At 60.3% G+C, this 813-nt stretch carries 1 protein-coding gene; it reads left to right on the top strand.

From position 1 onward, the window contains the following. The first annotated feature begins 258 nt into the window (after positions 1-258). Positions 259-702 carry a hypothetical protein gene (locus ACFPN9_RS28905; protein WP_054211494.1) on the top strand — a complete coding sequence of 148 codons (444 nt, stop codon included), beginning with the start codon at positions 259-261 and terminating at the stop codon, positions 700-702. Positions 703-813 lie beyond the last annotated feature (111 nt).

Here is an 813-nt window from a genome sequence, read left to right as displayed (position 1 = left end):
ATCGTCAGCCTGCCAGCCGTGGCCGCCTGACCAGCCCGACCAAAGCCGGCACGCGGTGGCTCTGCGAAGCTACACCACCAGCAGGGACACGACCCGCGCGGGTCCCGGAATCCAGCTTGTCAACAATTGTCCGATATAGGACTCATGTGTCCTGAATAGGCCCTATATGGCCATTTTTGGACAAACATTATGGACGGACCTACTGCGCTTCGATAGGGTGCGGCGAATCGCCAAGGCCCCTGAATTGGAAGGCAAGGTATGGAAGTCTTTGTTTGTGCAGGTTCCGGGCAGGGCATCGGACGGACAACGGCCAGTCTGTTGCTCGCCTGCGGATTCTTCGAGATGGGATTGGAGCCTCTGCTGATCCAGGTGTTGGCCTCCGGGGAGCCACCGGCGTTGCGGGCGGACGAAGAGGCCCCCTTTGAGACGGCTCGGCTTGTCCTTGCCGATGCATCCTCGATCGGGAGCGAAATCAAGGATCTTGCCGGTCGGCATACCGAACTCGGTCCGGTCATCGTTGATCTACCGGCCCAGCTCTTTCCCGAGGAACTTCTTTGCGATCCTAGGTCTCGGTTTCTGCTGCCGATGATGACGGATAAGGCCGCGATTCAGCGCGTTGTTGGCGACATGCTCGATGTGTGCACGGCGGTGAGAAAACCATCCAGTGGAGCGCCGGCGTTTGTGCCGGCGCGGGCGGCGTAAAAGTCGGCCACTGGATAGGCTGACCCCTTTCGGGGTTGGCGGGGATGTTCGCTGTGGAGATTTACGCGGCGGTTCGCGATTTCGTTTTCAACCAGGAGAAGAGCCGGCGGG

This window comes from Allobosea massiliensis, assembly GCF_042655245.1.
Lineage (GTDB): Bacteria > Pseudomonadota > Alphaproteobacteria > Rhizobiales > Beijerinckiaceae > Allobosea > Allobosea massiliensis.
Note: the sequence above shows the minus strand (reverse complement) of the source record. Positions and strands in the feature narration are given on the sequence as shown.

Bases quoted from the DNA above. Each gene is read 5' to 3' on its own strand.
- ACFPN9_RS28905 (WP_054211494.1), top strand. From the start codon at position 259: ATGGAAGTCTTTGTTTGTGCAGGTTCCGGGCAGGGCATCGGACGGACA.